Raw genomic sequence first — 22,368 nt, 5'->3', positions numbered from 1 at the left:
GGGGCATTGGCCTCAGTTTTGCGGCGGCTGTGTCGGCGCGATGTTGACCTGATAGGTCGCTGGTGCCGGCCAGCCTTCCTTCAGGCAGACCTCGGCGATGGCGTTCTGCACGTCATTGTAGACCTGGCCGAAGTTGGGGGTGGGCGCGTGCACGCGCAGAGCGATCAGGGTACCGGTGGCATTGAATTCCTGGATCATGATTCCCGGCGCCGGCGTCTGCAATACGTTGGGGATGGCCTTGATGCGCTCTGAGAGTTTGGCGATGGCCTCCTGCGGATCGACCCCGTAGGCAATCTGGCAACGCAGGTCGGTACGACGGGTGGCGTTGACGTTGTAGTTGATGATGTTTTCCGAGAACAGCTTGTTGTTGCCGATGATCACGCGCAGGTTGTTGTCGGTGGTGATGATGGTGGTCACCAGACCGATGTCGGAGACCGTGCCGGTCTGACCGGCGGCGGTGATGTAGTCGCCCACCTTGAAGGGCCGCAGCACCACCAGGAAGATGCCGGCCGCGAAGTTCGACAGCAGGCCCGACCAGGCCACACCCAGCGCCACGCCGACCGCGCCGATCATGGCGGCAAAGGAAGTGGTGGGGATGCCGCACACCTCCAGGATGCCCATCACCAGCAGCACGCGCAGGATCACGTGCATGGCCGAGCTGGCGTAGTTGATCAGGGTGGTCTCGAACTGGCGTGCCGTCAGCACGCGGCGCACGACCTTGGACAAGGTGTTGATGAACAGGCCGCCGACGATCCAGATGACGATGGCGGCGATCACCTTGAGCCCGAAGGGAACCAGGTAGAGGTTGATCAAAGTGTCAACATTGAGCAGATGGTCTGGCATCGATATGTCCTTTTTTTCTCGGAATGCGGGTTGTGGCGGCGGCATGCTGCCCGCAAACGCCCGTCAGGCTTGGGCTGTGCGGACGCCATTTTTGTTGCAGCGCTGCGCACGCCTGCCAAATGAAATCCCCCGCAACACGCAGGGCGTTGCGGGGGATGGGGACCGCATGCGGCCCGGCTTAGCGCTTCAAGGCGCGCCAGCCGATGTCGCGGCGCATCTGCGAACCGGCGAAGTGGATCAGGTCGGCAGCGTCATAGGCGTGCTTCTGCGCGACCTTGACGCTGTCGCCCAGACCCACGACGCACAGCACGCGACCGCCGTTGGTGGTCAGCTTGTCATCGTTGAGGACCGTGCCGGCGTGGAAGGTCACGCAATCGGGCGTTTCGGCCGGGATATCGGTGATCAGATCACCACGGCGCGGTTCTTCCGGATAGCCGTGCGCGGCCATGACCACGCCCAGTGCGGTGCGGCGGTCCCATTCCAGTTCGACCTTGTCCAGCGTGCCGGTGACGGCGTGTTCAAACACGGTCAGCAGATCGGTCTTCAGGCGCGCCATGATGGGCTGGGTTTCCGGATCGCCCATGCGGCAATTGAATTCCAGCGTCTTGGGATTGCCGTCGGCATCGATCATCAGGCCCGCATACAGGAAGCCTGAGAAGGGGATGCCATCCTTGGCCATGCCCTGCACGGTGGGTACGATGATTTCGCGCATCACGCGCGCATGCAGCGCCGGGGTGACGATGGGCGCGGGCGAATAGGCACCCATGCCGCCGGTGTTGGGACCCTGGTCATGATCCTGCAGGCGCTTGTGGTCCTGGCTGGTGGCCAGCGGCAGGATGTTCTTGCCGTCGACCATGACGATGAAGGAAGCTTCTTCACCGGCCAGGAATTGCTCGATCACCACGCGCGCACCGGCGTCGCCCAGCTTGTTGTCGGAGAGCATCATGTCCACGGCCGTATGCGCTTCTTCCAGCGTCATGGCAACCACCACGCCCTTGCCGGCGGCCAGGCCGTCGGCCTTGATGACGATGGGCGCGCCCTTTTGGGCGATGTAGTCATGCGCGGCGGCAACGTCCGAGAAGGTCTGGTATTCGGCGGTAGGGATCGCATGGCGCTGCATGAAGGACTTGGCGAAGTCCTTGGAGCTTTCCAGCTGGGCCGCTTCCTTGGTGGGGCCGAAGATCTTCAGGCCGCGGGCACGGAAGACGTTGACGATACCGGCAGCCAGCGGGCCTTCCGGACCGACTACGGTCAGTGCCACGTGCTCCTGCTCGACGAAGTCGGCCAGGGCCACGGGATCGGTGATGGCGATGTTCTGCAGGCGCTCGTCGAGCGCAGTGCCGCCATTGCCGGGAGCAACATAGACCGTCTGGATGCGCGGCGACTTGGCAATGGCCCAGGCCAGCGCATGTTCACGGCCACCGGAGCCAACAACTAGGATTTTCATGGGATAGGAAGATAAAAGTGGCGAATGGGGCGGAAAGGGGCGTGTTGTCCGAATCGGTTCAATTCAGGTGAATTATTCTTCGATCACGGCATTGGTATAGAGCTCCTGGGTATCGTCCAGGTTCTCCAGCGCATCCAGCAGTTTCTGCATCCTGACGCCATCCTCGCCGGCGAACACGGTTTCGGTGGAGGGCTTCATGGTGATCTCGGCGACTTCGGCCTTGAAGCCGGCCGCCTCCATGGCGGACTTGACGGCTGCGAAGTCGTTGGGGGCGGTCAGCACTTCGATGCCGCCTTCGTCGTCGGTGATGACGTCTTCGGCACCGGCTTCCAGCGCCGCTTCCATGACCGCATTCTCATCGGTGCCGGGCGCATACATCAGCTGGCCGCAGTGCTTGAAGAGAAAGGCCACCGAACCTTCGGTCCCCATGTTACCGCCGAACTTGGAGAAGGCGTGACGCACTTCGGCCACGGTACGGACGCGGTTGTCGGTCATGCAGTCGACGATGATGGCCGCACCGTTGATGCCATAACCTTCATAGCGCACTTCTTCATAGTTCACGCCATCCAGGGCGCCGGTGCCGCGCTGGATGGCGCGGGTGACGTTGTCCTTGGGCATGTTGGCGTCGGAGGCACGGTCCACGGCCAGGCGCAGGCGCGGGTTGGTGTCCGGATCGCCTCCGCCCATGCGGGCGGCGACGGTGATTTCCTTGATCAGACGGGTCCAGACGCGACCGCGCTTTTCGTCCTGACGGCCTTTACGATGCTGAATATTGGCCCATTTGCTGTGTCCAGCCATGTTCAATCTTTCCTGCGAGAGAGTGAGGCCAGAACCGCCCCGCCTGCCCAGACCGCGCTCCGGGGCGCCTCGGCAAGACCGTGGGGCGCAGGTGACGCATCGCTGCAGAAGGGGACCGGCGCAGGCAGGACCGATAATACATTTCCTGGCGCCATGTTCTGACTATAATCGGGCGGGCATTTTACCATATCGCCACCCCATCATTTTTGCCTTCGAGGCCGAGCCGACATGATTAATCCGCTTCCGATCGCCACCCATTCAGGGGTGCAGCTGTGCCTGCTGCCGCAACTGGCCAACCGCCACGGCTGCATCACCGGCGCCACCGGCACCGGCAAGACCGTCACCCTGCAGGTGCTGGCCCAGGCCTTGTCCGACATCGGCGTGCCAGTCTTCATGGCGGACGTCAAGGGTGACCTCTCCGGTCTGGGCAAGGCCGGCAGCAACTCGCCCAAGACCAGCGCGCGCCTGGCCCAGCTGGGCCTGCCCGAGCCCGCCTGGGCCGCCGCGCCGGTAGCCTTCTGGGACGTCTATGGCGAGCAGGGTCATCCGGTGCGCGCCACCGTTTCCGACATGGGACCGCTGATGCTGGCCCGCATGCTCAACCTGAACGACACCCAGCAGGGCGTGCTGCAACTGGTCTTCAAGATTGCCGATGATCACGGCCTCTTGCTGCTCGATACCAAGGACCTGCGCGCCATGCTGCAGCATGTGGGCGAGAACGCGGCGCAGTTCAAGACCGAATACGGCAACATTTCGGCCGCCAGCGTGGGCGCCATCCAGCGCGGCCTGATCGCCATCGATGAACAGGGTGGCGACCGCTTCTTCGGCGAACCGATGTTGAACATCGAGGACTGGATGCAGACCGATGCGCAAGGTCGCGGCGTCATCAACATCCTCGCCGCCGACAAGCTCATGAACGCGCCGCGCCTGTATTCCACCTTCCTGCTGTGGATGCTCTCGGAGCTCTTCGAGCACCTGCCCGAGGTGGGTGACCTGGACCAGCCCAAGATGGCCTTCTTCTTCGACGAGGCGCACCTGCTCTTCGATGAAGCCCCCAAGCCGCTCCTGCAGAAGATCGAGCAGGTGGTGCGCCTGATCCGCTCCAAGGGCGTGGGCATCTATTTCGTGACCCAGAATCCGCTGGACATCCCCGACACCGTACTGGGCCAGTTGGGCAACCGCGTACAGCACGCCCTGCGCGCCTACACACCGCGCGACCAGAAGGCGGTGCAGGCCGCCGCCGAGACCTTCCGTCCCAATCCCATGGTCAACACCGCCCAGGCCATCACCGAACTGGGGGTGGGCGAGGCCCTGGTGTCCTTCCTGGACGAGAAGGGCCGGCCCAACATGGTCGAACGCGGCTACGTGCTGACACCGGCCTCGCAGATCGGTCCGCTCAGCGACCCGGAGCGGCGTGCCCTGATCGCGTCCTCGCTGGTGGCCGGTGTCTACGAACAGGCCATTGACCGCGAATCGGCCTATGAACGCCTGAAAGGCCGTGCCGTGCAGCAACCGCAGTCCGCCCCGGCCCCGGTCCCGCAAGAAGCCCCGGCCCCGGTGGATGACAACGCCTGGGGCGCTTCGGCCGGCCGCACTGCACCGGCCCCGGCCAGCACTTCGCGTCCCGGCGGCGGTACGCGCATGCCGCCACCCGGGCCGCAACCATCGCCGGCACCGTCACAAGGCCAGAGCGGCGGCCTGGGGGATCTGCTCAAGGATGCCGCCGGCGGCATCTTCGGTAGCGGCAGTGGCAGCCGCCGCAGCGATTCGCCCTTGCAGGCCATGGTCAAGTCGGCCGCGCGCAGCATCGGTTCGCAGGTTGGCCGTGAACTCATTCGCGGCGTGCTCGGCACCCTGATGAAGAAACGCTGATCCGCCACCGCCCGCGCTGTCCGGACATCCGTACGGCGCGCGGGCAGCCCAGGGTTTACAATCGCGGCCATGACTGCCGCTCCCTCCCCCGTCCATTCCACCCCGCGCCAGGCCTTCCTGGGCGGCTTGCTGCTGGCCATCGTCGGCGCCATTTTCTTTTCCGCCAAGGCCATCGTGGCCAAGCTGATGTACCGCTATCAGGTCGATGCGGTCATGGTGATCACCTTGCGCATGGTGTTTTCCTTCCCCATGTTTGCCGCCGTGGCACTGTGGAAGGCCCGCACCCAGCCGCCGCTGGCGCGCGCCGACGTCCTGCGCATCGTGGTGCTGGGCTTGATGGGCTATTACCTGTCGAGCTTCCTCGATTTCCTCGGGCTGCAATACATCTCCGCCGGGCTGGAACGGCTGATCCTGTTCCTCACCCCTTCCTTCGTGATGCTGATCGCTTTTTTCTTCTTCAAGCGCAAGGTCGGTGCGATCGAATGGGTCGCGCTGCTGGTGTCCTACTTCGGCACCGTGCTGGTGCTGCAGCATGACCTGCACACCGGCGGCAGCAACGTCCTCCTCGGCAGTGCCCTGGTGCTGGGCTCGGCCTTGAGCTATTCGATCTATCTGATTGCTTCCGGCGAGCTGGTCAGGCGGGTCGGGGCGGTGCGGCTGGTGGCCTATGCCATGTGCGTCTCCAGCGTGGCCTGCGTGATCCAGTTCTTCGTGTTGCGCGCTCCCTCTGATCTGGTCACGCAGGTGGCGGCGGTGTACCAGCTGTCCTTGTTCAACGCCGTGTTCTGCACCGTGCTGCCGGTGTTCCTGACCATGGTGGCGGTCTCTCGCATCGGCGCGCCCACTGCCGCCCAGGCCGGGCTGGTGGGGCCGGTGTCGACGCTGTTCATGGGCGCGGTCTTGCTGGATGAGCCCATCACCGGCATCCAGCTGGCCGGCACCGCCCTGGTGCTGGCCGGCATGTGGCTGCTGTCGCGCAAGAAGCGCTGAGGCGTTTTATACTGCCTCACAAAAGTGAATTTTCAGGCGCGAAACCGAGCACCAACCACCAACCAGGAGACCCAGATGGCAAAAGCAATCCGCATGAGCAAGACCGGCGGCCCCGAAGTGATGGAATACGTGGACGTGGAAGTGGGCGAGCCAGGCCCCGGTGAAGTCCGCATCCGCCACGCTGCCGTCGGCCTGAACTTCATCGATTGCTACTTCCGCTCCGGTCTCTATCCCCAGCCGCTGCCCGCCGGACTGGGGCAGGAAGGCGCCGGCACCATCGAAGCGGTGGGGCCGGGCGTGGCCGGTTTCCAGGTCGGCGACCGCGTGGCCTACGCGGGCCGCCCCAATGGAGCCTACTGCGAAGCGCGGGTGATGCCCGCTGACATCCTGGTCAAGCTGCCCGATGCCATCAGCTTCGATACCGCCGCCGCCATGATGCTGCAGGGCATGACCGTGCAATACCTGCTGCGCCAGACCTATGTCGTGCAGCCCGGCGAGACCATCCTGTTCCACGCCGCGGCCGGCGGTATCGGCTTGATAGCCTGCCAGTGGGCACGCGCGCTGGGTGTGAACCTGATCGGCACCGTCAGCAGCGACGAGAAGGCTGCGCTGGCCAAAGAACATGGCGCTGCCCACGTGATCAACTACAAGACCGAAAACTTCGTCGACCGCGTCAAGGAAATTACCGGCGGCAAGGGCGTCCCGGTGGTCTACGACTCCATCGGCAAGGACACCTTCACCGGCTCGCTGGATTGCCTGCGCCCGCGCGGCATGATGGTCAGCTTCGGCAATGCCTCCGGTCCGGTGGCGCCGTTCGGCGTGTCCGAACTGGCTTCCCGCGGCTCCTTGTTCCTGACCCGGCCTTCGCTGGGCAACTACATCGCCACCCGCGCCGAACTCGACGCCACCGCCGGTGACCTGTTCGACATGGTCGAGAGCGGCAAGATCAGCATCGAGATCAACCAGCGCTATGCCTTGAAGGATGTAGGCCAGGCGCATGCCGACCTGGAAGCGCGCAAGACCACCGGTTCGACCATCCTGATCCCCTGATGGCCGCCTGATTCATCCCGACTGACGCCAGCCACAAGAGGAAGCCTCATGGACCAGCCACCGCGCGAGCCCGGCCTCGACAACCCCATGGGGCATCCCCCCGAGCAGGCCACAGGCAACGACGGCTCGCCCAAGTTCGGGCGGCTGTTGGTCGTGCTGATCTGCGCGGTGCTCATGATCGTCTTCATCACCTTTGCCAGCGAAGCCTATTTCTCCTAGTTTTTTACCGAATATCGAAATTATTCGGCATGGATCTCGCAAGTTATCGGTTTTTGCTCACGACTATGCGCAGATCGCGCATTTTTCTCCGTCTTGATCGTCAAATGCAGCCTTTGACGTTTGGGTGAGTTTCTTCACCCGAGCGCCTCCAGGGAGAACATTTTTGGCGGGAGAGGGAGATGGGAAGGAGCTGGCGTACGGTCGTCGTCCGGTGTGGCCGACTGGCCTTGGCATTGGCGTGGGCATGCGGCCTGCACGGGATGGCGGCAGCCGAGAACGGGGTCACTGCGCAAGAGATCGTCCTGGGCCAGTCCTCGCCCTTTACCGGGCCGGCCGCCGAGGTCGGCCGGGATTTTCAGGAAGGGGCGCGCAGCTATTTTGCCCAGGTCAATGCCCGCGGCGGCGTCCATGGCCGACGCGTGCGGCTGTTGAGTCTGGATGACGGCTACGATCCTGAACGCACCCTGGCCAATACCCAGCAACTGATCTGGCGCGACAAGGTCTTCGCGCTGTTCGGCTTTTCCGGCACGCCTACGGTCCTGGCGGCATTGCCGGCCATCCGCGAGGCCGGTATCCCGCTGATTGCGCCGCACACGGGCGCGGTCGCCCTGCGCGAGCCTTTCCATCGCCTGATCTTCCACGTACGCGCCAGCTACGCGCAGGAAACCGACTTCCTCCTGCGCCAGTTGCAAGGCAATGGACGGGTGAGGGTGGCGGTGTTCTACCAGAACGACGAGCTGGGCAAGAGCCTGCTGGAGAACCTGCGCCAGCGCGTGAGCGTCTACGGCCTGATCCTGGTGGGCAGCCGGTCCATCGAGCGCAACAGCGATGAGGTTTCGGCCGCGGCAGAAAAATTCATGCAGATGCGCCCCGATGTGGTGATCCAGGCGGTGTCGTATCGACCGGCGGCCGCGCTCATCACGCACATGCGCGCAGCGGGCTATCTGGGAGGTTTTTCCAATTACTCCTTCGTCGGCAGCCAGTCGCTGGCCGCGCGCCTGCAGCAGGCCGGTGTCGGCACCGAGATTACCCAGGTGGTGCCGTTCCCCAACAAGGCCAGACTGCCCATCGTCTATGAGTATCAGAAAGCCATGGACAGCAGCGCCTCGCGTGCGGGCTGCAACTTCATCGGTCTGGAGGGCTACATCGCTGCCCGCGTGCTGGTGGAGGGCCTGCGCCGCGCCGGTCCCCATCTCACGCGCGCCGGTCTGATCCGGGCGCTGGAGAGCATCACCCCGGCCAACTACGATGGTGGCGGTTTCAGTCTGCATTTCAGCCGCACCGATCACAGCGGTTCGGATTTCGTCGACCTGACCGCCATCGGCACGGGCGGGCGCTTCATCAATTGAGGGGCAGCGCGGCGGGCCAGCAGGCCGGGTCGGTGTTGGGCTACACTGTGGCGCTGCGCCCGGCGACCGGTCGGACGCCCCCGCCACCTTCATTGCAAGGACTTACCGTGACCGGCTCCCGTTCTCCTTCCCTGGCTGCGCCCCATTACTCGGGGGTGGCGCTGATGGCCGCCTGCAGCGCCGGCTTCCTGTGGGGCACCGGTGCCCTGGTGGTCAACATCCTGATCGCGCAATACGGTTTTGCTCCCGGCGACATCTCCTTCTGGCGCTTTGCGGTGGGTGCCGTCTTCCTGTGCCTGGTGTTCGGCACCCGCATCCATCTGCCGACCCTGCGTACGCTGCTGCTGCCCGTGCTGCTGGCCGGTACCACCATGGCGGGTTACGTGCTGTGCTGGTTCCTCGGGATAGAGCGCATCGGCGCGGCTATTCCCACCCTCATCGCTCTGTGCCTGCCGCCGGTGTTCTCCACCTTGATCGCGCTGCTGCGCGGACAGGACAGGCTGGACTGGACGCTGGCGACCGTGCTGATCGCTGCCCTGGGCGGCACCGTGCTGATCGTGGCGCGGCACCAGAGCGCCGATACGGCGGGGTCGGGCCAGATGGATCTGATGATCGGCCTGCTCTGTTCGGTGGCCTCGGCGCTGCTCTATACCGGCTTCACGCTGGTCAGCGGACGGCTCTCCGCGGCCCTGGGGGCAGGGCCATCGGCCACCTGCCTGACCGTGGTGGCGGCCCTGGTGATGGGCCTGGCCAGCCTGGCCCGGCCGCTGCACTGGCCCAGCGGCCTGCCGCCGCAGGCCTGGTATCTCTACTTGGGCGTGGTCACGGCGGCCCTGGCGCTGCTGGTGTTCAGCTGGGGCGCCGCGCGCCTGACCCCTACGGCGCTGACCGTGGCCACGCTCATCGAGCCGCTCACCGCCGTGCTGCTGGCGGCCCTGCTGCTGGGGCAGACCCTGAGCCCCAGCCAGTGGCTGGGCGGCGCGCTGCTGCTGTTGAGCATCTGGGGACTGGGCAAGCGGCTGGGACGGCCGCCGCATGGCTGAGGACGATCAGTCCTCCGGCTGGCCGTTCTTGTCGACCTTGATGCGGATGTGCCGCGTCACCCCGCTGGGGCCGGGGAAGTCATCAAAGGCGGCGCGTACCATGGCCGGCATGGCCTCCGCCAATCCAGCGCGCTGGCCTTCGCTGTCCACCACCACATCGAACAGCTTCTTGCCGTCGCTGGCCTGGCTGATGCCGATCTGCAGCCGCCGCAGGAAGACCGGATAGCTGGTCGTCTGCATCGGTGCGCCATACCAGAAGGGATCGTAGAAGGGACCATAAGGCCCGTAGAAGCCGAACGGACGTGGTCCGAAGCGCCCCCAGCCCGGACCCGGACCATAGAAGAAGGGATCGTAGGCCGGCTGGCTCACCACCACCTGCCCGGTATTCATGCCGTAGCTGAAGCTGACCTGCAATTGCGCCGACTTCAGATCACGTGCCTCGGTAAATCCCAGGAACTGCAGCTCCTGGCGGATCAGGCCGGCATAGTTCTGATATTGCAGGTCGTTTTCCTGGTCCTTGGCCGGGGCGAAGGCATAGTCCTTCTGGTTGTCGCCGGGCGACCAGGCGTGGAAAGCGGTGACGTTGCTCTCGATGACCGAGGCGCAACCGGAGAGCAGCAAGCTGGCCGCTGCAAGAAGGGGGTAAAGCCAGCGTTTCATGAACGAACTCCATCAGAAAAAGGTCCGGCATCGAGTGCAAGGCCAGGATGCCATGGGCAGGGCGCTTGCGCGGCGATATGAAGCAAAAGGCAGAAAGCCGGGCCTGGTCAGACTCTGCGCGAGGCCATTTTGATCCCGGGCGGCGAGTGCTCGCCGCAAAGCCGCATGGCGCCTGCCCGGCGCATTCCGATGCGGGGCAAGTGCCGGTTTGGTCATTGTACTGGCCAGAGGGCGATATGAACCATGTTTCCCGCCGATGGTCCCTGAGGGAGGGCGGCGCAGCAATTCAGGCCGATTCCATTCGCGCAGTGCGGGATGATTGGTAAAATCGGGTTTTTGCTGCACCTGAATTGGCTTTCTGCTGTCTTAGCCTTCACCTTAGTCATCATTTTTGACCTCCATTTCCCTTCCCGGACAGGCCTCCATGCGCACCGATACGCCCCAGACGATCTACCGTAAAGACTACGCCGCTCCCAACTACCTGGCCGACACCGTCGAGATGGGTTTCGACCTTGATCCCGCCGACACCCGTGTCGCCACCCGCATTACCCTGACCCGCAACCCGGCCGCCCGCGGCCGCGACCTGGTGCTCTTCGGCGAAGAGCTGGAACTGGTGGCCCTGCGCCTGAACGGCAAGACGCTCTCGCAGGCCAAGGGCGATTTCCGCATCGCCGGTGGCGTGCTGACCATCCCCGCCGCCCCGGCCAAGGTGACGCTGGAGATCGAGACCCTGGTCCATCCGGACCGCAATACTTCGTTGATGGGCCTGTATGTGTCCAACGGCAATTTCTTCACCCAGTGCGAAGCCGAAGGTTTCCGCAAGATCACCTACTTCCCGGACCGTCCGGACGTGATGGCCAAATTCACCGTCATGCTGCGCGCCGACAAGGCCCGCTATCCGGTGCTGCTGTCCAACGGCAACCTGATCGAGCAGGGCGACCTGCCCGATGGCCGCCACTATGCCAAGTGGGAAGATCCGTTCAAGAAGCCCTCTTACCTGTTCGCCCTGGTGGCCGGCCAGTTGGTCTGCCAGGAAGAAACCGTGCGCCTGCATTCGGGCCGTGATGCGCTGCTGCAGGTGTGGGTGGAAGAGGGCAACCTCGACAAGACCCAGCACGCCATGGATTCGCTCAAGAACAGCATCACCTGGGACGTGGAGCGCTTCGGCCTGGATCTCGACCTGGACCGCTTCATGATCGTGGCGGTGGGCGACTTCAACATGGGCGCCATGGAAAACAAGGGCTTGAACATCTTCAACACCAAGTACGTGCTGGCCAATCCGCGCATCGCCACCGATGTCGACTTCGCCAACATCGAAGCGGTGGTCGGCCACGAGTATTTCCACAACTGGACCGGCAACCGCGTCACCTGCCGCGACTGGTTCCAGCTGTCACTGAAGGAAGGCCTGACCGTTTTCCGCGACCAGGAATTCTCGGCCGACATGATCGGCAGCGACAGCGGCCGTGCCGTCAAGCGCATCGATGATGTGCGCGTGCTGCGCCAGGCCCAGTTCCCGGAAGATGCCGGTCCGATGGCACACCCGGTGCGTCCTGACTCATTCGTCGAAATCAACAATTTCTACACCGTCACCGTCTATGAAAAGGGCGCTGAAGTGGTGCGCATGTACCAGACCCTGCTGGGCCGCGATGGCTTCCGCAAGGGCATGGACCTGTACTTCAAGCGCCACGATGGCCAGGCCGTGACCTGCGACGATTTCCGCGCCGCCATGGCCGACGCCAATGGCCGCGACCTGTCGCAGTTCGAACGCTGGTACAGCCAGGCCGGCACGCCCCTGGTACAAGCCGCGGTCGACTACGATGCCAAGCGCAAGACCCTGACCCTGACGCTGGAACAAAGCTGCCCGGCCACGCCCGGCCAGAAGAAGAAACAGCCCTTCCACATCCCGGTGGCCGTGGGCCTGCTGGATGCGCAAGGCCGTGACCTGGCGCTGACGCTGCAAGGCGAGAAGAAGGCCGGTGCCACCACCCGCGTGCTGGAACTGACCAAGGCCAAACAGAGCTTCACCTTCATCAACGTCGAGGCAAAACCGGTGCCCTCGCTGCTGCGTGGTTTCTCCGCCCCGGTGGTCCTGCAATACGATTACAGCGATGCCGAACTGGCCTTCCTGATGGCGCATGACAGCGATGCCTTCAATCGTTGGGAAGCCGGCCAGCGCCTGGCCACGCGTCGCCTGTTGAATCTGACGGTGGCCGTGCAGGCCGCGCGCCAGTCCGGCCACGTGGTGGCGGTCGACACCGTGCTCAACAACATCGAGCACGATGGTGCCCTGGCTGAAGCCCTGCGTGCCACCCTCAAGGACGAGTCGCTGGACCCGGCCTTCCGCGAACTGGTGCTGACCCTGCCGTCGGAAACCATGATCGCCGAACAGATGGAAGTCATCGACCCGCACGCCATCCACGTGGCGCGCCAGTTCCTGCGCCGCTCGCTGGCGCGCGAACTGCGTGAGGATCTGCTGGCGGTGTATCGCGCCCACCAGACCCCGGGCGCCTACAGCCCCGACGCCGCATCGGCCGGCCACCGTGCCTTGAAGAACGTGGCCCTGTCCTACCTGGCCGAGCTCGATGATGAAGAAGCCATGGCCCTGGCCCAGCAGCAGGACCAGGACGCCAACAACATGACCGACCGCCTGGCCGCGCTGTCGGCGGTCTTGAACAGCGCCGCGCCCGGCAAGAGCGAAGCGCTGCAGCGCTTCTATGCCGAGTTCGAACAGGAAGCCCTGGTCATCGACAAGTGGTTCACCCTGCAGGCCACGGCCCGCAATGCCGATGTGAACACCGTGCGGACATTGACCGAGCATCCGGCCTTCACGTTGAAGAACCCCAATCGCGCCCGCAGCCTGATCTTCAGCTTCTGCAACGGCAACCCCTCGGCCTTCCATGCGCTGGACGGCAATGGCTATGCCTTCTGGGCCGAGCAGGTGATCGCCTTGAACGCCAGCAACCCGCAAGTGGCCGCTCGCCTGGCGCGCAGCCTGGACCGCTGGCGCAAGTACACTCCGGCGCTGCAGGAAAAGATGCGCCTGGCCCTGCAACAGGTTGCAGCCACGCCCAAACTCTCGCGCGACGTGGCCGAAGTCATCACCAAGGCCCTGGCCGATTGATCTGTCAGACAGATAAATGATCCCTCACTCATTCATCCGATTCATTAAATAAAAACCACTGCAAGGAAGACCACCATGAAACGCATCAGCCTCACGCAACACCTGATCGAGCAGCAGCGCCTGCACAACAAGATCCCGTCCGAGCTGCGCCTCTTGATCGAAGTCGTCGGCCGTGCCTGCAAGTCGATCTCGCATGCGGTTGGCAAGGGCGCGCTGGGCGAAGTGCTGGGCAGCGCCGGCAGCGAAAACGTACAGGGTGAAGTGCAGAAGAAGCTGGACGTGATCTCCAACGAGATCCTGCTGGAAGCCAATGAATGGGGCGGTCACCTGGCGGCCATGGCCTCGGAAGAAATGGAGACCATCCACCGCATCCCCAACCGCTACCCCAAGGGCGAATACCTGCTGATGTTCGATCCGCTGGACGGCTCCTCCAACATCGACGTCAACGTCTCCATCGGTACCATCTTCTCGGTGCTGAAGGCCCCGGAAGGCATGACCGAGCCGACCGAGCAGGACTTCATGCAGCCCGGCACCAAGCAGGTCGCCGCCGGCTATGCCGTCTATGGCCCGCAGACCGTGCTGGTGCTGACCACCGGCGACGGCGTGCACTGCTTCACGCTGGACCGTGAAATGGGCGCCTGGGTGCTGACCCAGAAGGACATCAAGATTCCCGAAGACACCAAGGAATTCGCCATCAACGCCTCCAACCAGCGTCACTGGTTCCCGCCGGTCACCCGCTACGTGGATGAAATGCTGGCCGGTTCCACCGGTGTGCGCGGCAAGGATTTCAACATGCGCTGGATCGCCTCCATGGTGGCCGACGTGCATCGCATCCTGAACCGCGGCGGCATCTTCATGTACCCGGCCGATGCGCGTGAGCCGGGCAAGCCGGGCAAGCTGCGCCTGATGTACGAAGCCAACCCGATGGCCTTCATCGTCGAGCAGGCCGGTGGCGCCGCCACCGACGGCCAGCAGCGCATCATGGACATCCAGCCGGAAAAGCTGCACCAGCGTGTGGCCGTGTTCCTGGGGTCGAAGAATGAAGTCGAGCGCGTGACCTCGTATCACAAGGAGTAAGTCTGCGGCGCGTGGTGCGCGCGTTGCAGACCATGCGCAAATCATGTGCAAACCATGCCGCCCGGTATATGCCGGGCGGCATTTTTTCTGCCGGCGGCTCCGTCTATGTTCTGGCCAGCCTGACCTGGTTGCGTCCGCCATGCTTGGCGTCATAGAGCGCGGCATCGGCGCGGCCCAGCAGGTCTTGCGCCGTACGTTCATCAGGCCGCAGCAATTCCATGGCGCAGACCCCGGCGCTGGCCGTCACCACGCCGGTTGGATTGCCGCGATGGGGCAGGTCCAGCGCCTGGATCTCGGCGCGGATCTTCTCGGCCACCTGCATGGCGCCGGCGGCATCGGTCTCGGGCAGCAGCATGACCATTTCCTCGCCGCCGTAGCGCGCGGCCAGGTCGCCCGGACGGCGCTGGCGCTGCTTGAGAACCTCCGCGATGCGGCGCAGGCATTCATCACCAGCCTGGTGGCCATAGAGGTCGTTGTACTGCTTGAAGAAATCCACATCGATCATGATCAGCGACAGCGCCGATCCGCTGCGCGCCGCGCGCCGGAACTCCGCTGCCAGCGTGGTATCGAGATGGCGTCGGTTGGCCAGGCCGGTCAGGCCATCCTGGTGCGCCAGCTGCTCCAGGCGCTGGTTGGCCTGGTGCAGTTCGCCCATGACTTGCAGCGCGCGGTCTTCGGCGACCAGGCGCAGTTCGATCTGGCCGATCAGGCGCCAGCCGAACACGGCGATGATGATCAGCAGCAGCAATACCGCCACGCCATAGACGATGGTCTGCTGGCGCCACGGGGCCAGGACTTCATCACGGGTGGAGGTCACCGTCACCAGTAGCGGGAAACCCTGCACCGGCTGCCAGGACACGTAGCGATCGATATCATCCAGCGGTGAATGCACCAGTGCGTGGCCGCTGCCGGTACTGGCCAGCACCGGGCCGATGGCCGGATCGCGGCTCAGGTCAACGTCGACGAAGGCCGGATTGAAGGGCTGGCGCGTGAGTACCTTGCCGGGACGCAGCAGCAGCAGGATGGCGCTGTCGCGCCCGATCTCCACCGTCTGGTAGAGCGCATTGAAGTGATCCAGCCGCAAGGTCGCCAGCAGCAGTCCGGCAAAGCGGCCATCGGGATGATTCAGGCGGCGCGACATGGGGATGATCCACTGGTCGGTACTGCGGCTGAGCAAGGTCGGATGGATGTGCGGTTCGGGATCGTCGTGATCGCGCTGATAGATGAAGTACTCGCGGTCGGCATTGTTGGCATCGGCCGCGCGTGGCGGCGAGGAACTGGCGACCCGGTTGCCGTGCTCATCGAAGATGTAGAGCCCGTCGAGCTGCGGCATTTCGCTGGCCAGCCGGCGCAGGATGGGGCTCATGGCATGCAGCTGCGCGTGGTTGGTACCGGTCTCGTCGATGCGGTCGCTGATGTTGATCAGGGCGCCATGGGTGGCCTGGAACACGTCATAGGCATGGCGCGCCAGGGTGCGGGCGATGTTGCCCGAATAGATGCGGGTGTTGTCCAGCTGTACCATGCGTGCGGCCAGGCTTTGCCAGATGTGACCGGCAGCGATGGCCAGGCAGATCAGCACGACGAACAGCCGCGCCCGCCGCGCTACCGAATGGCGCGCTACCCGCCCTGCCTTTGCCAGCATTGGCCGCATGTAATGTCTCCCCCTCCTGCCGGTCTGCGCCCTCCCCAAGGACGACCGTGGCTGCCAGTATAAGGTCTGGCTCAGCCGTACTGGCCCCGATCAGTCCACGAAAAAGCCCTCAATTCATGCTCTGCACCGCAGGTCGGCGCATCAGCCTGACGCTGTGCAGGGCCGTCAGTACCACCGACAGCCAGATCGGCACATAGGTACCCAGCTGCGTCAGTCGCAGGCTTTCGCCCAGCACCGCCATGGCCACCAGCACCAGCAGTACCGGTTCCACGTAGCCCAGGATGCCGAACAGGCCCATGGGCAACAGCTTGCCGGCACGCAGGTAGCTGGTCAGGGCGATCATGCTCAGGATCCCCAGACCGGGCAGCAGCAGCCACATGGCCGGCGTGTGCAGGGTGGGCAGCGAGGCCGGGCTCATGATGAGGGCGACCAGCGACGGCAGCGCCAGCACCATCAGTTCCACCGCGAAGATGAGCATCGAATCCAGACGGATGCGCCGACGCAGGATGAAGTAGGGCGGATAGCCCAGCGCCACCGCCAGCGTCGGCCAGGAGAAGGCGCGCGTCATCCATAGTTCATGCGCCACGCCGATGCAGGCGCACAGCACCGCCAGGCGCTGCAGCAGGTCCATCTTCTCGCCATAGTGGAAGCGGCCCACCAGCACCATCGACAGGGGCAGCATGAAATAGCCCAGCGAGACTTCCAGCGCCCGGCCATTGACCGAGCCCCACAGGAAGAGCCATTGCTGCAAGCCCAGCAAGGCCGCCATGAGCAGCAGCAGGAGCACGCGCGAGGGACTGGCCAACAGTTCGGCCATGGCCGCGCGCAGGCGCGGCAGTTCTCCGCGCCAGGCCAGCAGGCCGAGCACGCACAGCAGGGTAATGAGGATGCGCCAGGCAAAGATGTCCGTGCCATCCAGTGGCGCCAGCAGACGGGTATAGCCGGAGAGAAAGGCGAACAGGGAAGAGGCCAGCACGGACAAGCCGATGCCGCGGCCGACAAGTTGAGGATTCATCACGGGACCGGGTGTGTCCGGCGCAAGGAAGAGGCGCCGGCAAAAGCGCGATTCTACGGCATGCCGGGCCGGTCGGTGGCGTCCATGCAGAAAGCCCCGGTCGGGGCCGGGGCTTCGGGGGCGAGGCGAGAAGCGAGGATCATGCCCCCGGAGAGGTGCCCATCGGGCCATCCTTCAGTTCACGCGCATAGTTGTTGGGACGACCATTGGGCACTTCATAGCTCTTGCGGTCGATGTACTGGCCGTTCTGGCCGCTTTCCTGCATGGCGGCCGGCGAGCTGGTCTGGTCGCCCTGGTAGTTGTAGTACTGCGACTGCGACGACGTCGAGTCATATTGCTGCTGCGGGCTGGCCTGCATGGAACTGCCGTCCTGATCATAGGACTGGGCATAGGCACCCGTGGCGAAGGTGGCAGCGGCCAGCACGGCGGCGGTGAGGAAGGTCTTGGTCATGGCTGTTCTCCTTTATCCTTGGTTGCGCATTCGATGCTGCCGAATGCAGTCGGGACTTCAGTGGCGGATCGGGGCTTGCTTGCATCCGCAGGGGGGCCTTCGTTTCCTGGAAGCAGGCGCGGCAGCTTGGCGGGTCGCCTGCATTGCGTGAAAACTTGGCTTCATCATAGGAATCCCGATGCAGCGCGGCAGTCGGAAAGGCCAGCATGTTCTTGTCGGACGATTCGCGCGCCTCTGACAGCGGGGCTGGAGCGGCACAGGCAAAACATGCCGGTTTCCGGATGGATGCAAAAGTGAATGTAGTTCACCTCATCAGTGAATGCGCCGCATCATTGAATAATTCAGGCTCCATTCGGATGCGAGCAGACCAGGTCCTTGCCTTCGCAGTGCCTGTCAGCGGGCCAGCTGACACGCGCCCCCGGTTTCGTTACAAGACGTATCGTTGCGTCATTGCCGCGCATCTCCGGGGCAGCACGGCGGCGCTGCTGCGCGAGCTTGTGTGAGGATGTGCTGAAGGCGCGCTGAAGGTGTGCTGCCGCCGAGATGATCGGATCGGGGCTTTGTTCTGTGGGCAACCATGCCGCTTGATCTGCGACAGGTGACGGCCAGATCGCTGTGGCAAAAATGCGCTGCTCTCTCGCCACGCGCGAAATGCGTTTTGGCGTGGGGCGCAACCGGGGTTATGCTGAAGCGGACATGATTTGCTCGCACCGCCTGTTCAGGGCCGCGTGATGAAGCAGAAGAAAAGGGGGGGACCATGCACACACCATCCTGCGCCACGGCACTGGCCGTCTTTACGGTGCTCACTGCGCTCACGGCGCTGACCGCGCCGCTGACGGTGCAGGCGGCCGATTGCAGCAAGGTCGTCATCTCGGCTGATTCCGATTACGCGCCCTTGCACTGGTATGACGGCAAGCGGCTGACCGGGGCCAGCATCGAGATCGCCACCCGTGCCTTGAGTGCGCTCAACATCCCCTACGAGGTGCGCTACGTCGGCCCCTTCCATCGGGTACTCAAGGAAGCCGAGAGCGGCGAAGTGGCCATGGTGTCCTCGCTCAAGAACACGCCGGAGCGCCAGCAATATCTGGCCTTTGCCTCGGTGCCGCTGTTTGTCAATCCGATTGCGGTATTCGTGGCGCGCGACAAGCACTTCGCCTATGCGGGCTGGAAGGACCTGGTCGGCAAACGTGGCGCCATCACGCTGGGCAACCAGTTTGGTGGCGGCTTCGATGAATTCCTGCGCGACCATCTCACCATCGAGACGGCGCAAAAGTTTTACATGAATTTCACCAAGCTCGATTCAGGGCGGATCGACTATCTCATTACCGGTTACTACAACGGCATGATCTACCTGAACCAGACCGGCCAGACCGATCGCTTCATGCCCCTGCGCCCCTTCGTCAGCGAGAGCGACAATTACATCGCCATGAGCCGCGCCAGCCCCTGCGTGAAGCTGCTGCCCCGCATCAACGCCCAGCTGGAAGCCATGCAGAAGCGCGGTGAACTGCGCGCCGTACTGCAGAGCTTCGAAACCGATTTGCGCATCGACACCGCCAATCCCGCCGATGGTGACCGCGCCAGGTGAGGTGCGGTGCGTCGTTCTCGCTTTTCATCTTCCTTTCTCCATCCGGCGTGCGCCTCACGCGTGACTTATGGTGAGTAGCTGTGACTTCCGGTGACACATGAGGCCTGGCCGGCAGATTTATCTTTCTTTCAGGAACTCTCCCGGCTCTGCCTTGGTCTAGGAGTGGCTCGTATTTGTTTCGGGAACAGCGGGACGAAACGAGACAGTCGGAAATGCACAACAGAGCGGGTCGCCAAGCTTGGAATCCATGGAGAAAACCAGCCGACCTCAGTAACATCCCTCGACTGAAAAAAGTCGCAATGCAGCGACTTGACGGCGCAACGGAGCGTCTCGCGCGACAGCGCAGGTGGCCAATGATGGCCCTTCCTCCACTCCAACATCAACAACATCATGCGCGCCTGGATCAATCATCTCAATTACTCACGCAAGTTCGTCCTGATCGGCGCACTCGCTTTCTTGCTGTTCATCGTGCCCACCACCATCCTGGTGCGCGCCAACCTCAATGACCTGGCCACCGCCCAGCGCGAAGGTCTGGCCATTGCGCCCGGACGAGACCTGCTGTTGCTGCTCAAGCAAATGCAGCAGCATCGCGGACTGTCGGCCCTGTCTCTGGCCGATGGCGATGGTGCAGCGGCCGGTCGCGCGGAGCGCCAGAAGGAGGTCGATGCAAGCTTCGAACGTGTGCGCAGCGGTCTGCTGCCCTTGCAGGACAAGACCCTGAGCGCAGCACTGGACAGCCTGAATGCCGACTGGCGTACGCTGACGCAAAATATCGCGGCCAAGTCCATCAGCGGTGCACAGAGCAACCAGCAGCATGGGCAACTGATCAAGCGCGAGCTTGATCTTTTGAATGACCTGGCCAACAGCTCCGGCCTGGCGCTGGAAGCGGAGCCCGCCCTGTTCTATGTGCAGCGCGCGGTGATGTCCGAACTGCCGCAACTGACTGAGGCACTGGGCCAGGCACGTGCACTTGGCGCCGTGATCCTGGGACGCGGGCAGGCGAATGCTGAAGAGCGCGCCCGGTTGGAGAATCTTGTCGACCGTGCCCGCCGCAGCTACGACAGCGCACGTGGATCACTGACGCTCGCAGCCGGGAGCCACGCCTTGCCCGCCGATGTGGAAAGTACCCGTGCGGCTGCCGTGACCGCCGCCGACGAAGCCATCAAGCTGGCCGACAGCGCCATCGTCCAGGCCGACCCGCTGACCATGCCGGCACCGCAATGGGTTTCCACCATGACGCGCATCATCGATACGCAATTCGCGCTGGTCAACGCTTCCTTTGACATGATGCGCGACGGGCTGCAGGCCAAGATCCCGCGCCTGCGCAATGAGCTCATTGTGCTGTGCGCGTCGCTGGCGGCACTGGCGCTGGCGGCACTGTGGGTGATGGTGGCCATCACGCGCGCCACTACCGGTGCGCTCTCTGAAGCGGTACGCCTGACCGAAGCCGTCTCGTCCGGCGATCTGACCCAGCACGTCGAGGTCACGGGCAGTGACGAGGTGGCCCGTCTGCTCTTGGCCATGCAGACCATGATCGCGCAGCTGAGCAAGGTGGTGGGCAGCGTGCGCAGCAATTCCGAAAGCGTGGCCACGGCCAGCGCCCAGATTGCCCAAGGCAATGCGGACCTGAGCAAGCGTACCGAGGAACAGGCCAGCGCCTTGCAGCAGACGGCCGCCTCGATGGAAGAACTGGGCTCGACGGTGCAGCAGAATGCCGAGGGCGCGCGCCAGGCCGGCCAGCTGGCGCGCGATGCCGCCGAGGTCGCCAGCCAGGGTGGCGCGGTGGTGCAGCAGGTGGTGCAGACCATGCAGGGCATCCATGCCAGCTCGGATCGCATCAGCGACATCATCGGTGTAATTGATGGCATCGCCTTCCAGACCAACATCCTGGCGCTCAACGCCGCGGTGGAGGCGGCCCGTGCCGGCGAGCAGGGACGCGGCTTCGCGGTGGTCGCCACCGAGGTCCGCAGCCTGGCCCAGCGTTCGGCCACGGCGGCGCGCGAGATCAAGGAGTTGATTACTGCCAGCGTCGACCAGGTGGGACAGGGCACGCAACTGGCCGACCAGGCCGGCAAGACCATGGAGGAGATCGTGACCTCGATTCGCCGCGTCAGCGACATCATGGTCGGCATCAACGCCGCCACGGCCGAGCAGAATACCGGCATTGCCCAGGTGGGCCAGGCCGTCACCCAGATGGACAACACCACGCAGCAGAATGCGGCACTGGTGGAAGAAAGTGCCGCAGCAGCCATCAGCCTGTCGGACCAGGCCCGCGAGCTGGTGCAGGCGGTGGCCGTTTTCCGGGTGGGACGCATGGCGCTGAGGGCCTGAAGCGACTTTGCCGGGGCGGCAACAGCAAAGGCCCGCAGCGTGATGCTGCGGGCCTTTCTGCATGCGGGGAGGAAATGGCCGCGCGTGAGCGCTGCCGGCAGATCAGGGAAGGATCAGCGGTAGAAAGCTTCGACCCGGCCCTTGAGCTTGGTCAGCATGGGATTGCCCTTGCGATCGAGGGCGCGACCGGCGGGGATCTTGATCCAGCCTTCGCTGATGCAGTACTCGCTGACGTTGTTCAATTCCTTGTCGTTGAGCTTGATGCCGATGTCGTGCTCGAAGAGGGCGGCATCGTAATGCGGGCTGCGGGGATCGATGCTGAGTCGATCGGGGAGGGCGGGGCGTTGTGCGGTATCGTTCATGGGCGCGATTATCGGATATAAAAACCGCCAAGACAATGGCTCTGCGGCCTGCCGGTGTTGCGCGTCGTGCTGGCCCTGGCCGTACGGCAGCGGGCGATGGCGGGCACTCGGCTATAATGTCGGGCCTTGGCCGCTGGCCCGCCCCGCTGGATGCTCACTGGCAAGCCATGTGAAGTTCGTGGTGCGGGGAGGGCGGTCCAACCCGTCAACCTGCCGGCACCGCGCCGGCTGCTGGAGAAAACATGAACAATCGTGCAAGAAAACGCCTGATCTACCGCCGTCATCGCATCGGCATGCTCATCGCCGCCATCGAATCCCTGATCGCTCTGGAAGAATCGATGCTGGAAGCCAAGAAGGCGGCCTGAGCAGTTGCATCGCTTTGGCGGGTGTTGTGCTCACCCTTGAAAGACCGGTCATTTGCCTGACCGGTTTTTTTTCGTCCTGCGATGCGCTACCCCGGTGCCATGGCGATGGCACCGGGGTAGTGCATCGCAGGCTGCTTCC

20 protein-coding genes are annotated in these 22,368 nt (G+C 64.0%); 12 read left to right on the top strand and 8 right to left on the bottom strand.

Features of this window, described 5'->3' with window-relative positions; all coding sequences use genetic code 11:
* Positions 1-12: 12 nt before the first annotated feature.
* The 3 genes from ACODSZ_RS15945 to ACODSZ_RS15935 all read right to left on the bottom strand — a co-directional run bounded on the left by ACODSZ_RS15945 (position 13) and on the right by ACODSZ_RS15935 (position 3,088).
* A complete protein-coding gene (locus ACODSZ_RS15945) occupies positions 13-843 on the bottom strand; it encodes a mechanosensitive ion channel family protein (RefSeq protein ID WP_488928025.1) in 831 nt (276 codons plus the stop codon).
* 178 nt (positions 844-1,021) lie between these two features.
* The gene (gene purD, locus ACODSZ_RS15940; RefSeq protein ID WP_488928024.1) at positions 1,022-2,290 is read right to left on the bottom strand and encodes a phosphoribosylamine--glycine ligase; all 1,269 of its coding nucleotides are present in this window, start codon (positions 2,288-2,290) and stop codon (positions 1,022-1,024) included.
* 72 nt (positions 2,291-2,362) lie between these two features.
* Positions 2,363-3,088, bottom strand: a complete 726-nt coding sequence (locus ACODSZ_RS15935) for a YebC/PmpR family DNA-binding transcriptional regulator (protein ID WP_008331277.1) — start codon at positions 3,086-3,088, stop codon at positions 2,363-2,365.
* A gap of 228 nt (positions 3,089-3,316) precedes the next feature.
* Between ACODSZ_RS15935 and ACODSZ_RS15930 the strand changes: the two genes are divergently transcribed.
* The 6 genes from ACODSZ_RS15930 to ACODSZ_RS15905 all read left to right on the top strand — a co-directional run bounded on the left by ACODSZ_RS15930 (position 3,317) and on the right by ACODSZ_RS15905 (position 9,611).
* Entirely contained in the window at positions 3,317-4,960 is a 1,644-nt protein-coding gene (locus ACODSZ_RS15930) for a helicase HerA-like C-terminal domain-containing protein (protein WP_175344009.1), read from the top strand.
* A 69-nt stretch (positions 4,961-5,029) separates the two neighbouring features.
* Positions 5,030-5,950 (top strand): DMT family transporter, encoded by a 921-nt coding sequence (locus ACODSZ_RS15925; RefSeq protein ID WP_175344008.1) that lies wholly within the window; start codon positions 5,030-5,032, stop codon positions 5,948-5,950.
* Between the two features lie 75 nt (positions 5,951-6,025).
* Positions 6,026-7,000, top strand: coding sequence for a quinone oxidoreductase family protein (locus tag ACODSZ_RS15920; RefSeq protein WP_175344007.1), 975 nt, complete (start codon positions 6,026-6,028; stop codon positions 6,998-7,000).
* A gap of 48 nt (positions 7,001-7,048) precedes the next feature.
* Positions 7,049-7,219, top strand: coding sequence for a hypothetical protein (locus ACODSZ_RS15915; protein ID WP_008331263.1), 171 nt, complete (start codon positions 7,049-7,051; stop codon positions 7,217-7,219).
* A gap of 260 nt (positions 7,220-7,479) precedes the next feature.
* A complete protein-coding gene (locus ACODSZ_RS15910) occupies positions 7,480-8,568 on the top strand; it encodes an ABC transporter substrate-binding protein (protein WP_175344006.1) in 1,089 nt (362 codons plus the stop codon).
* Between the two features lie 107 nt (positions 8,569-8,675).
* Positions 8,676-9,611 (top strand): DMT family transporter, encoded by a 936-nt coding sequence (locus ACODSZ_RS15905; protein ID WP_175344005.1) that lies wholly within the window; start codon positions 8,676-8,678, stop codon positions 9,609-9,611.
* 6 nt (positions 9,612-9,617) lie between these two features.
* Here the strand turns inward: ACODSZ_RS15905 and ACODSZ_RS15900 are convergent, their stop codons facing one another.
* Entirely contained in the window at positions 9,618-10,271 is a 654-nt protein-coding gene (locus ACODSZ_RS15900) for a DUF4136 domain-containing protein (protein WP_008331254.1), read from the bottom strand.
* A gap of 424 nt (positions 10,272-10,695) precedes the next feature.
* Between ACODSZ_RS15900 and pepN the strand changes: the two genes are divergently transcribed.
* Both pepN and ACODSZ_RS15890 read left to right on the top strand, forming a co-directional pair.
* Complete coding sequence (pepN, locus tag ACODSZ_RS15895; RefSeq protein ID WP_488928023.1) at positions 10,696-13,392, top strand: aminopeptidase N; 2,697 nt, start codon at positions 10,696-10,698, stop codon at positions 13,390-13,392.
* A 75-nt stretch (positions 13,393-13,467) separates the two neighbouring features.
* The gene (locus tag ACODSZ_RS15890; RefSeq protein ID WP_008331252.1) at positions 13,468-14,469 is read left to right on the top strand and encodes a class 1 fructose-bisphosphatase; all 1,002 of its coding nucleotides are present in this window, start codon (positions 13,468-13,470) and stop codon (positions 14,467-14,469) included.
* A gap of 103 nt (positions 14,470-14,572) precedes the next feature.
* Here ACODSZ_RS15890 and ACODSZ_RS15885 read toward each other — a convergent pair whose 3' ends face one another.
* The 3 genes from ACODSZ_RS15885 to ACODSZ_RS15875 all read right to left on the bottom strand — a co-directional run bounded on the left by ACODSZ_RS15885 (position 14,573) and on the right by ACODSZ_RS15875 (position 17,586).
* Positions 14,573-16,120 (bottom strand): sensor domain-containing diguanylate cyclase, encoded by a 1,548-nt coding sequence (locus ACODSZ_RS15885; protein WP_034350850.1) that lies wholly within the window; start codon positions 16,118-16,120, stop codon positions 14,573-14,575.
* A 109-nt stretch (positions 16,121-16,229) separates the two neighbouring features.
* Positions 16,230-17,135, bottom strand: a complete 906-nt coding sequence (gene rarD / locus ACODSZ_RS15880) for an EamA family transporter RarD (RefSeq protein ID WP_008331250.1) — start codon at positions 17,133-17,135, stop codon at positions 16,230-16,232.
* Positions 17,136-17,274: 139 nt separating this feature from the next.
* The gene (locus ACODSZ_RS15875; protein ID WP_488928022.1) at positions 17,275-17,586 is read right to left on the bottom strand and encodes a hypothetical protein; all 312 of its coding nucleotides are present in this window, start codon (positions 17,584-17,586) and stop codon (positions 17,275-17,277) included.
* A 206-nt stretch (positions 17,587-17,792) separates the two neighbouring features.
* Here ACODSZ_RS15875 and ACODSZ_RS15870 point away from each other — a divergent pair, with 206 nt between their 5' ends.
* From ACODSZ_RS15870 to ACODSZ_RS15860, 3 genes are all read left to right on the top strand, one after another.
* Positions 17,793-18,089, top strand: coding sequence for a hypothetical protein (locus ACODSZ_RS15870; RefSeq protein ID WP_175344001.1), 297 nt, complete (start codon positions 17,793-17,795; stop codon positions 18,087-18,089).
* Between the two features lie 254 nt (positions 18,090-18,343).
* On the top strand, positions 18,344-19,171 hold the full coding sequence (locus tag ACODSZ_RS15865) for a substrate-binding periplasmic protein (RefSeq protein ID WP_175344000.1): 828 nt from the start codon (positions 18,344-18,346) through the stop codon (positions 19,169-19,171).
* Between the two features lie 390 nt (positions 19,172-19,561).
* Positions 19,562-21,502, top strand: a complete 1,941-nt coding sequence (locus tag ACODSZ_RS15860) for a methyl-accepting chemotaxis protein (RefSeq protein WP_488928021.1) — start codon at positions 19,562-19,564, stop codon at positions 21,500-21,502.
* Positions 21,503-21,615: 113 nt separating this feature from the next.
* On the opposite strand, the gene ACODSZ_RS15855 is transcribed toward ACODSZ_RS15860, so the two are convergent.
* A complete protein-coding gene (locus ACODSZ_RS15855; RefSeq protein WP_008331244.1) occupies positions 21,616-21,864 on the bottom strand; it encodes a DUF3297 family protein in 249 nt (82 codons plus the stop codon).
* A 242-nt stretch (positions 21,865-22,106) separates the two neighbouring features.
* Between ACODSZ_RS15855 and ACODSZ_RS15850 the strand changes: the two genes are divergently transcribed.
* Positions 22,107-22,229: a hypothetical protein gene (locus ACODSZ_RS15850; protein WP_008331242.1), complete on the top strand. Its 123-nt coding sequence runs from the start codon at positions 22,107-22,109 to the stop codon at positions 22,227-22,229.
* The last annotated feature ends 139 nt before the right edge of the window (positions 22,230-22,368 follow it).

The sequence above is a fragment of the Herbaspirillum sp. FG34 genome (assembly GCF_057809315.1).
The sequence above is the reverse complement of the archived record's forward strand: the minus strand, read 5'-3'. Positions and strand labels throughout refer to the sequence as shown.

Coding starts and splice junctions, on each gene's coding strand:
- ACODSZ_RS15890 (WP_008331252.1), top strand. CDS start 13,468: ATGAAACGCATCAGCCTCACGCAACACCTGATCGAGCAGCAGCGCCTG.
- purD (WP_488928024.1), bottom strand. CDS start 2,290: ATGAAAATCCTAGTTGTTGGCTCCGGTGGCCGTGAACATGCGCTGGCC.
- rarD (WP_008331250.1), bottom strand. CDS start 17,135: ATGAATCCTCAACTTGTCGGCCGCGGCATCGGCTTGTCCGTGCTGGCC.
- ACODSZ_RS15860 (WP_488928021.1), top strand. CDS start 19,562: ATGCGCGCCTGGATCAATCATCTCAATTACTCACGCAAGTTCGTCCTG.
- ACODSZ_RS15900 (WP_008331254.1), bottom strand. CDS start 10,271: ATGAAACGCTGGCTTTACCCCCTTCTTGCAGCGGCCAGCTTGCTGCTC.
- ACODSZ_RS15885 (WP_034350850.1), bottom strand. CDS start 16,120: ATGCGGCCAATGCTGGCAAAGGCAGGGCGGGTAGCGCGCCATTCGGTA.
- ACODSZ_RS15925 (WP_175344008.1), top strand. CDS start 5,030: ATGACTGCCGCTCCCTCCCCCGTCCATTCCACCCCGCGCCAGGCCTTC.
- ACODSZ_RS15865 (WP_175344000.1), top strand. CDS start 18,344: ATGCACACACCATCCTGCGCCACGGCACTGGCCGTCTTTACGGTGCTC.
- ACODSZ_RS15935 (WP_008331277.1), bottom strand. CDS start 3,088: ATGGCTGGACACAGCAAATGGGCCAATATTCAGCATCGTAAAGGCCGT.
- ACODSZ_RS15855 (WP_008331244.1), bottom strand. CDS start 21,864: ATGAACGATACCGCACAACGCCCCGCCCTCCCCGATCGACTCAGCATC.
- ACODSZ_RS15875 (WP_488928022.1), bottom strand. CDS start 17,586: ATGACCAAGACCTTCCTCACCGCCGCCGTGCTGGCCGCTGCCACCTTC.
- ACODSZ_RS15920 (WP_175344007.1), top strand. CDS start 6,026: ATGGCAAAAGCAATCCGCATGAGCAAGACCGGCGGCCCCGAAGTGATG.
- ACODSZ_RS15930 (WP_175344009.1), top strand. CDS start 3,317: ATGATTAATCCGCTTCCGATCGCCACCCATTCAGGGGTGCAGCTGTGC.
- ACODSZ_RS15850 (WP_008331242.1), top strand. CDS start 22,107: ATGAACAATCGTGCAAGAAAACGCCTGATCTACCGCCGTCATCGCATC.
- pepN (WP_488928023.1), top strand. CDS start 10,696: ATGCGCACCGATACGCCCCAGACGATCTACCGTAAAGACTACGCCGCT.
- ACODSZ_RS15945 (WP_488928025.1), bottom strand. CDS start 843: ATGCCAGACCATCTGCTCAATGTTGACACTTTGATCAACCTCTACCTG.
- ACODSZ_RS15915 (WP_008331263.1), top strand. CDS start 7,049: ATGGACCAGCCACCGCGCGAGCCCGGCCTCGACAACCCCATGGGGCAT.
- ACODSZ_RS15910 (WP_175344006.1), top strand. CDS start 7,480: ATGGCGGCAGCCGAGAACGGGGTCACTGCGCAAGAGATCGTCCTGGGC.
- ACODSZ_RS15870 (WP_175344001.1), top strand. CDS start 17,793: ATGTTCTTGTCGGACGATTCGCGCGCCTCTGACAGCGGGGCTGGAGCG.